Consider the following 8271-nt stretch of genomic DNA (forward strand, 5'->3'; position numbering starts at 1 on the left):
ATACTCCACTAACGTTGTGCTGCTATCCTAAATGCATTGTCTAAATCTGCAATGAGATCTTGGCTATCTTCGATGCCCACAGAAATGCGCAATAAACTATCTGTGATCCCTGCTGCCGCCCGAGCCTCCGCCGACATACCTGCATGTGTCATGGTGGCAGTATGCGAAATAAGCGTTTCAACACCACCTAATGACTCAGCAAGTGTAAATAATGACAGTGTACTCAAAAACCGACGTAACTGTTGTTCATCGCCATTAAATTCAAAACTCAACATCGCCCCAAAACCTTTTTGCTGTTTCACAGCAAGATCATGGCCGATATGATCTGCTAACCCAGGATAATATAACTTTTTCACCAACGGTTGGGCTTTAAGATAATTGACGATTTCTTGGGCGTTCGCCTGCTGCTGCTTAATTCTGGGTGACAGCGTTCTCATTCCTCTTAACAACAGATAACTATCAAATGCCCCACCAGTGACGCCAATATTATTCGCCCACCATGCTAATTCTATGGCCCATTTTTCCTCTTTGGCAATCACTGCCCCCGCAATAATATCTGAATGACCATTAAGATATTTTGTACAAGAATGCACCACAAAATCGGCACCTAACGCGATAGGTTGTTGTAAGACAGGGCTTAAAAACGTGTTATCTACAACAACAAACGCCCCTGCATCATGCGCTAATCGTGCAATCTGCTCAATATCATAAATACTTAATAGTGGGTTACTTGGTGTTTCAATTAAGACTAACTTCGGCTTTTTCGCTAACGCCGCAAGAAGCTCTGATCGGTTATTTTGATTAATAAACTGAACCTGATAGACTCCCCGTTGGTGCTGGCTATTAAATAAACGATAGCTCCCCCCATAACAATCATGTGGGGCTACCAAGAGATCACCCGGTTGCAGAAAAACAGTGCATAAAAGATGTAATGCCGACATGCCGCTGTTGGTCATTACCGCACCGCTGCCGCCTTCAAGTTGTGCAAGTGTCCTTTGCACAATATCGCGCCCAGGATTACCTCTACGCGAATAGTCATGAACTCGAGGCTCATTAAAGCCGGTAAAATTATAAGTACTCGATAGGTAAATAGGGGGCACGACGCAGCCAAACTGCGAGTCTTCATTTAATCCATTGTGAATAGCGATAGTCGACGGTTTGAGGGCCATAAACGCTTCTCCTGATTGACGGTGAGTCAAATAATACCCACTGGATGTTTAGACGTCAATATATCTAGACGTCTAAACCTCTTTACGTTTATATCAAGTAATGGAATAATCATCCCTAATGATTATGCGTAAATTGATTGTAATTTGCGCAATGTAAATTAACGCATTAATTTAAAACAGAAATTATGATAATTTATGTGATGCGTATACTAACTTATATGTCGGTTTGAGATCTGAGATTATTCATATTTGTTCTTTGAAAGATGACGGGCATATTATTTTTTTATTATTGATGAAACTAACCAAGGTAACTCATGGCTGAATGGAACGGTGAATATATCAGTCCGTATGCTGAGCATGGCAAAAAAAGTGAGCAAGTTAAAAAAATTACAGTCTCTATCCCATTAAAAGTGCTGAAAATTTTAACTGATGAGCGCACTCGTAGACAAATCAATAACTTGCGTCATGCAACGAACAGTGAATTACTGTGTGAAGCTTTCTTGCATGCCTTCACTGGACAGCCGCTGCCAAATGATGAAGATTTGCGTAAAGAGCGCAGTGATGAAATTCCTGAGGCTGCAAAAGAGATTATGCGTGAATTAGGTATTGACCCAGAAACTTGGGAATACTAAACGCTATCCCCTTATCTTATTCGTCTTAATTGGCGAAGGGTGATCAATCACTAAGATAAGGGGAATTATTCCTATTTATTTCTATTTCAGACTTTCCTTCAAGCTTTATTTTTTGTGCTTATTTACACTTTACGAGCTTCTTCCATAGAAAATAAAATACGTAAGGATTAAAGTCATGAGCTCCTATTTTCAAGCTACTGCGACGTTATTCGGTGCCGCTTTGTTGGTCACTACTGGCTGCTCTTCTTATCCACGACAAGTGGTAGACTCTCGCTCAGATGTGGCATATGAAGCACAATCTACATCCAGTGCAAAAACATTGGGTACACAATGGGGTGAAGATATCCGCTCTTCCGTCCAAGGCGTGACAGCCACTCGCATGACGAATCAACCCTATGATACTGTCACTATTTATTATCAAGGTGAACGCGTACCAAATCATGCTTACACCCAACCTTATATCAAGGTATTTCCTCTCTCTGTCGCAGTAATCAATGAGTATGGGCAACCAATGCCAATTTACCGCAATTCCCAAGGGCAATATAAACTGCCAGCCACTGAGGGTATGCGCTATACATTGCGGATCCTAAATAGCGATAGAAATAAAACTTATGAGGTAGTGACAACGGTCGACGGCCTTGATGTCCTCAATGGGCAAGCAGGTTCTTACCAAAATAATGGTTATTTAATTCGACCAGGCAAAAAACTGACCATTGAAGGTTTTCGCAAGAATAACAACCAAGTTGCCGCATTTCGTTTTGCAGCGCCTGAATCATCCTACGTGAATCAAAACGTACAAGGCGATGAACGAAATATTGGCGTTATCGGTATCGCTTTTTTTGAAGTGCGCGAAACCTTACCATTATGTGACGCTAATCCGTTCCCAGCGGATACACAATATGCACCGGCACCTTGCCGCAAGTATTAATAGCTATATAGGACAATTAGCGTATTAACCAATACGCTAATATTGGTGTAATATAAATTACTCATAATCTCCAAATTAAAATTAATTGTTCCTCATTAAAAACAAAAAAAATGACTTTGTTAGATTAAAATTCAAAGTCACAAGCGATAAGTATCATTATTACTGATTTAATATTTTTCTTATTTACATTTCTATTATATAAAAAATACGCTTTTCTTTAGAAAAAAATATTTATATTGAGCACTATTCTTTCATAGACATCCTAAAACACAATATTCAACACCCTGATTCAGCTTATTATTTTGATTTAAACCCAAACTCAACATTAAACGTTTTGTTTATTTTTCATTCTATTATAATGAGCTAATAATTGTCGAGGTAATATTAGAACATTTACTTAACAAGTAATTTGATAACTCATTATCTCATTCTACTTCCTACTATTATTACGTAATAAATTATGAGAAAAAATAAAATCAGCACATTTGTCGCTATTGGTATTTCATTACTAGCAGCACAAAGTTATGCGGCAGAAAAACCACTTGAAATAGAAAAGAAAATAAATTTGGATAACCGAAAAGGATTTTATTCTGAGGCATTGCATATTTCTGCAGATGGCAAAATCATTGTTATGAATCTTGCTAGCGATACGCAAAGAGACAATCTTTTCCGTTGGACTGAAAAAAGTGGTCTGGTGAGCTTAGGAACACTGAAATCAGATAATAGTGGCAGCATATCAACCAATGGCATATCAAAAAATGGTTCAGTTATCATCGGTTATTCAGAGACTGACGATGGGCAAGGTAATGCATTTCGATGGACTGAAAAAACGGGGATACAAAGCTTAACCCCAAATGCACACTCCTATGCACAAGCTGTTTCTGATGACGGAAGCGTTATTACGGGCCAGATATTTACAAATGATGGCAGTCACTTAGGAAATGCCTTTATCTGGACTGAAGATAAGGGCATGCGTAGCTTAGGGACACTAAAAAGCGATAATTCAGGCCGTTCCGATCCTAATGGCATCTCTGCGGATGGTTCTACTATTGTCGGTGATTCAAGCACTGACAGTAATGCGATGAATGCTTTTAGATGGACAGAAAAGACAGGAATGCAGGGGTTAGGCACCTTAAAATCTGATGGTTCCGGTAACTCTGCAGCCAATGCGACTTCTGCAAATGGACTCGTTGTCGTTGGCTTCTCAGACACCGATAACAACCAAAATAATGCTTTCAGATGGACAGAAACCACAGGCATGATTGGCCTCGGTACACTTAGAGCGGATAAAAGTGGTCAGTCTAGTGCTGATTTTGTCTCAAAAGACGGCTCTGTTGTGGTTGGGAGTTCAGATAGTGAGTTTGCCCATGAACAACAAACTTTCCGTTGGACAGAAAAAACAGGCATGGTTAGCCTTGGTTCATTAAAAGCCGATAATTCTGGATTCTCCGAGGCTCTTGATATGAATGGGAGTGGTTCTGTGATTGTTGGCGAAGCCTATAATGATCACAATGAACTTAGTGCGTATCGCTGGTCTGAAAGTACAGGGATGGTTGGTTTAGGCACCCTAGCATCTGATAATAGAGGCTCCTCAACGGCATATGCCGTTTCCGAAGATGGCTTGATTATTGTTGGTGCCGCTCAAACAGATGAAGATGATATCCATGCAACCCTTTGGAAGATCAAGGGTTCAGAAACTGAACCGAATATCGTGACCGTTGACGCCACTCATTCAAGCTATGCAATGTCACGCACGGCAAATCGAGGGTTTAAAGTTCTCGATTTTTATCAAAGTAGTTTAAATCATTTAAGTAATAGCCGTTGCCAATTAGGCGACAGTAGCTACTGTGTTGGTCTTTTCTCTCAATATGATAGCCTAAGTGATAATCATCGCGTTGCAACTGGTCTGTATAGCGCATTACGTTTACCTGCTGAAAATTGGACTGTCGGTGCAGCAGTGAATTTTGCTCATAATACGACCTTAGCGGATAATTATGACACCCGAAACAATAGCCGCCCAGCTGTTGGTTTATTCACTCGCTATCAACAAAACCTGAATAACAACGGTCTATATGCAGACTTATCCGCTTCATATCTAAATCAAGATGTCCGTATCACTCGTGATACATTGAAAAATACAGAAGCAGGGGAAGGAAATACAACAATCAAAGGCTATCAAGCACGCCTAAGTATTGGTTATGGTCTTCCATTAACCTCTCATACGCGGTTAATGCCTGAAGTTGCTTTATCCTATAAAAAAATTAGCCGTAGCAGCTATACCGAGACCAAAAATGCTGAATTTGCAGCAGAATATGGCCGTATGGGTAACAAACGTACCGATCTGCAATTAGGAATGAATATCAAACATAATCTCAATGAGGTATTCCAAGTAGATGGTAAGATTGGTACAGATATTAAACTCAATAGTGATCGTGATGCGTTTACGGGTTACATCCCTTATGTCGGTGCGTATACCTACGATAAAGGTGATGAGCGTACTGTTAACCCTTACGCAGTTGCAGGGCTCAATATTAACGTTACCCAAAACTCAACAATACGCACCAGTGTCGGTTGGCAACAAACTGACTACAAACATGACAGTGTAAATGTAGGTTTAGGCTATTCTTATCACTGGTAAGAACCCAATGGCTGGAAGGCGTTAAATGATTTTCAGCCATATTACCCCCATTAAAAAAGGGAAACTGAGTTTCCCTTTTTTTTGCATTTCACAGGCTTGATTACTTCTTCGCGCCTGGGATGCTGAAACGTTTGTTAAAGCGATCAACACGACCACCGGTAGCAACGTCACGCTGTTTACCAGTATAGAACGGGTGGCAGTTACCACAAACGTCCAGGTTCAATGAGTGACCTGCAGTTGAATTGATTTTCATAACATTACCGCAAGAACAAGTAGCAGTAACTTCTTCGTATTTAGGATGAATACCTTTTTTCATGGGAAAACCTCTATTAAGGCCGTGTCGCCATTCCAGCCCTAACGCCGGACACCACACGTCGTGTTGATTAAAAATGTTTTATTGGCAAAATTAGATACCAAAGGCGGCGGATCATACAGAAAATCTCTGTATCACGCAATGAAAACCACGTAGTTTTTATGGTACCCTAACAAAATAATGAAACTATTCTCGCACAAAAACCAGACGGAATTCCAGTTATGATCGTCGTTCAGGTGGCTTTACCTGTTCCTTTAAACCGCGCATTTGATTACCGCTTAGCGGATAACATGCCAATTCCACCGATTGGCAGCCGTGTTTTGGTGCCTTTTGGTAAACGGCAAGCACTCGGTGTTGTTGTGGATCATAGCCATAGCAGCGAACTTCCTGAAGATCAGCTAAAAACCGTTGACCTTGTGCTCGATCATGAAACCTTATTCCCTGATGATCTCTGGCAGCTATTGCTGTGGTCTGCACAATATTACCATTACCCTATTGGCGAAGTGTTGTTCCACGCACTCCCCATTTTGTTACGTCAGGGGAAACCGGCTGAATTTTCACCTATTTGGCAATGGCAAGCTACACCGCTCGGGCAAGAGTGTGACCTAAATACTTTAAAAGGTGCACCTAAGCAACAACAGGCACTCGCCCTACTACGCCGCCGCCCTGTGTATCGTCATCAAGTCAGTGAACTTGAATTGAGTGAAAATACGTTACGGACACTAAAAAAGAAAGATTATATCGAACTTTACCCCGTCCAACCCGTCACCGAAAAATGGCAGTCACAATTTGCCGTATGTGGCGAGCGTTTACGCCTTAATAGCGAGCAAGCCACCGCAGTTGGGGCCATTCGTGCAGAAGATGATCACTTTTCACCTTGGTTACTTGCAGGGATCACAGGTTCGGGTAAAACAGAAGTGTATCTCAGCGTATTAGAAAATATTCTCGCTCAGGGTAAACAAGCGTTAGTACTCGTTCCCGAAATTGGATTAACGCCACAGACCATTAGCCGATTCCGCGAGCGCTTTAATGCCCCCGTAGACGTTCTACATTCAGGTTTGAATGATAGTGAGCGCCTTGCTGTGTGGTTACGTGCGAAACAAGGTACCAACGCAATTGTGATTGGCACACGCTCCGCACTTTTTACCCCGTTTTCCCGTTTAGGGATCATCATTATTGATGAGGAGCACGATAGCTCTTATAAACAGCAAGATGGATGGCGTTATCATGCACGTGACCTTGCTGTATTTCGAGCCAAAAAAGAAAATATTCCCATTATTATGGGCACGGCAACGCCCTCTTTAGAAACCTTATATAATGTTCAGCAGAAGAAATATCGTCAGTTAAACTTAACATTACGGGCGGGTAATGCACGTCCTGCGACACAGCATCTTATCGACCTAAAAGGGCAGCCACTAAAGTTTGGTTTATCCCATTTATTGATTAAACATATCCAAGATCACCTCGCACAAAATAATCAGGTGATCCTTTTCCTAAACCGCCGAGGATATTCACCTGCGTTGCTCTGCCATGAGTGTGGCTGGATAGCTGAGTGTCAACGGTGTGATCACTATTATACCTTGCACCAACAATTCCATCAGTTACGCTGCCACCATTGTGATAGCCAAAAACCTATCCCCCGACAATGCCCTCAATGTGGCTCAACCCACCTTGTTCCTGTGGGGATGGGAACCGAGCAACTCGAAGAAGGGATCAATACGTTATTCCCCAATGTTCCTGTTACGCGTATTGACCGAGATACTACTAGCCGCAAGGGTGAATTAGAGCAGCATTTGAATGAGGTACACGCGGGTGGCGCGCGTATTCTCATTGGCACACAAATGCTAGCAAAAGGGCATCACTTCCCTGACGTCACCTTAGTTGCCTTACTGGATGTCGATGGGGCACTGTTTTCCAGTGATTTTAGAGCTGCCGAGCGCTTTGCTCAGCTTTATATACAAGTATCAGGTCGTGCTGGCCGAGCAGGTAAACAAGGGGAAGTATTTTTACAGACTCACCACCCTGAGCACCCACTATTACAGACCTTATTAGAAAATGGTTATGATGCGTTTACCCGTGAAGCGATGGACGAACGCCGCATCGCCATGTTGCCACCCTTTTCCAGCCATATTTTAATCCGTTCAGAAGATCACAATAATCAGGATTCAAGGCAGTTCTTACAGAAAGTCCGTCACTATATTTCTGAGCATCCACACAGTGATTCACGCTTATGGATTTTAGGCCCCACCCCTGCCATTCAAGCTAAGCGTGGCGGGCGTTTCCGCTGGCAACTGCTTTTACAGCATCCATCACGAGGTTATTTGCAGCAATTTGCCGCTCAAATTTTACCAGAGTTGCAGAGCCAGCCAGAAAGCCGCAAGGTGAAGTGGAATATTGACGTGGATCCAACGGACTGCTAGGGGATGGTGAAAGGTATTCAGCGCTTCGCCTCTCCTACTGCCATGATAAAATATCATTTCTTGATATTATTTAAGAGCTTGACCTCTAAAAATGACCAATATCCCATCATGCACCAACGCTATCACGACTAAAATAACGTCAGCAAAAACCCGTTTTAACCGAACTGTGCG

Annotated in this window: 6 protein-coding genes; 4 read left to right on the forward strand and 2 right to left on the reverse strand. The window is 42.1% G+C overall.

The genetic code is table 11. The annotated features are described in order from the left end of the window. Positions 1–8 precede the first annotated feature (8 nt). On the reverse strand, positions 9–1169 hold the full coding sequence (gene metB, locus PR675_RS18620; RefSeq protein WP_004924594.1) for a cystathionine gamma-synthase: 1161 nt from the start codon (positions 1167–1169) through the stop codon (positions 9–11). Positions 1170–1483: 314 nt separating this feature from the next. Between metB and metJ the strand changes: the two genes are divergently transcribed. The 3 genes from metJ (at position 1484) to PR675_RS18635 (ending at position 5367) form a co-directional block, all read left to right on the forward strand. Continuing rightward, a complete protein-coding gene (gene metJ / locus PR675_RS18625) occupies positions 1484–1801 on the forward strand; it encodes a met regulon transcriptional regulator MetJ (protein ID WP_004924597.1) in 318 nt (105 codons plus the stop codon). 175 nt (positions 1802–1976) lie between these two features. Beyond that, positions 1977–2729, forward strand: coding sequence for a hypothetical protein (locus PR675_RS18630; protein WP_004924598.1), 753 nt, complete (start codon positions 1977–1979; stop codon positions 2727–2729). Positions 2730–3189: 460 nt separating this feature from the next. Then, positions 3190–5367 (forward strand): autotransporter domain-containing protein, encoded by a 2178-nt coding sequence (locus PR675_RS18635; protein ID WP_272582857.1) that lies wholly within the window; start codon positions 3190–3192, stop codon positions 5365–5367. 100 nt (positions 5368–5467) lie between these two features. Here PR675_RS18635 and rpmE read toward each other — a convergent pair whose 3' ends face one another. Next, positions 5468–5683: a 50S ribosomal protein L31 gene (rpmE, locus tag PR675_RS18640; RefSeq protein WP_004924604.1), complete on the reverse strand. Its 216-nt coding sequence runs from the start codon at positions 5681–5683 to the stop codon at positions 5468–5470. Between the two features lie 218 nt (positions 5684–5901). Here rpmE and priA point away from each other — a divergent pair, with 218 nt between their 5' ends. Next, the gene (gene priA / locus PR675_RS18645; RefSeq protein WP_004924606.1) at positions 5902–8100 is read left to right on the forward strand and encodes a primosomal protein N'; all 2199 of its coding nucleotides are present in this window, start codon (positions 5902–5904) and stop codon (positions 8098–8100) included. Positions 8101–8271 lie beyond the last annotated feature (171 nt).

Source organism: Providencia sp. PROV261, assembly GCF_028477945.1.
GTDB lineage: Bacteria > Pseudomonadota > Gammaproteobacteria > Enterobacterales > Enterobacteriaceae > Providencia > Providencia stuartii.

Coding starts and splice junctions, on each gene's coding strand:
- metB (WP_004924594.1), bottom strand. CDS start 1,169: ATGGCCCTCAAACCGTCGACTATCGCTATTCACAATGGATTAAATGAA.
- metJ (WP_004924597.1), top strand. CDS start 1,484: ATGGCTGAATGGAACGGTGAATATATCAGTCCGTATGCTGAGCATGGC.
- PR675_RS18630 (WP_004924598.1), top strand. CDS start 1,977: ATGAGCTCCTATTTTCAAGCTACTGCGACGTTATTCGGTGCCGCTTTG.
- PR675_RS18635 (WP_272582857.1), top strand. CDS start 3,190: ATGAGAAAAAATAAAATCAGCACATTTGTCGCTATTGGTATTTCATTA.
- rpmE (WP_004924604.1), bottom strand. CDS start 5,683: ATGAAAAAAGGTATTCATCCTAAATACGAAGAAGTTACTGCTACTTGT.
- priA (WP_004924606.1), top strand. CDS start 5,902: ATGATCGTCGTTCAGGTGGCTTTACCTGTTCCTTTAAACCGCGCATTT.